Consider the following 730-nt stretch of genomic DNA (forward strand, 5'->3'; position numbering starts at 1 on the left):
ATTGAGGCTTTTTTATTAATAACCTTTATTCTCGCTGGCACTCTTTTCTAGAGCATCTCCTGCCGCACCCACATCTTTACCGATGCCCTCCATCGTATTACAGCCAGCTAGAAATAAGATGAAACAAACAGATAGTAACAAAGCCAATGGTTTCATAAACACTCCTATTTAAGACAGGCATAAAATTACCATAACTGATAAAAGATAGAGAAACCTTTATCTTTTTTTACACCATGGCTTTTTGTCTAGGAACTAAATTTTTCAATACTGGTCATGTATAATTGAATAATAATTGTCTGGCTAACTAAGTGTGATTGTCAGGCGCAAAAAAAAAGATTACTCGAATCAGAATTAGGATGAATCAAATGAAGCTCATGATTAACGGTAAAAGCCGTCAGGTAGACGCACCTGAAGATACACCAATTCTATGGACACTCAGAGACATACTCGGTATGACAGGCACAAAGTTTGGATGCGGTAAAGCGCTTTGTGGTGCCTGTACAGTTATGCTTGATGGTAAACCAATCCGTTCATGTGTCACACCAATCAGTGCGGCAAAAGATAAAAAAATTACCACTATCGAAGCGGTATCAGAGGACAAAGTTGGGCAAGCTGTTCAGACGGCTTGGCAATCGATAAATGTGCCTCAGTGTGGTTATTGCCAATCAGGACAAATTGTTGCTGCAATGGCCTTGCTTCGTGACAACCCAAACCCGACAGATGAAGATAT

General features: G+C 39.9%; 2 protein-coding genes. One reads left to right on the plus strand and one right to left on the minus strand.

All coding sequences use genetic code 11. From position 1 onward, the window contains the following. Positions 1–15: 15 nt before the first annotated feature. On the minus strand, positions 16–156 hold the full coding sequence (locus tag B4K20_RS13995) for an entericidin A/B family lipoprotein (RefSeq protein WP_286305911.1): 141 nt from the start codon (positions 154–156) through the stop codon (positions 16–18). Between the two features lie 209 nt (positions 157–365). On the opposite strand from B4K20_RS13995, the gene B4K20_RS14000 reads away from it, so the two are divergent. Next, positions 366–730, plus strand: a 365-nt coding sequence (locus tag B4K20_RS14000; RefSeq protein ID WP_289283361.1) for a (2Fe-2S)-binding protein, incomplete at its 3' end; no start/stop codon positions are given.

Origin of the sequence: Methylophaga sp. UBA5088, assembly GCF_002414625.1 — a bacterium.
In the GTDB taxonomy this organism is placed as follows: Bacteria; Pseudomonadota; Gammaproteobacteria; order Nitrosococcales; family Methylophagaceae; genus Methylophaga; species Methylophaga marina.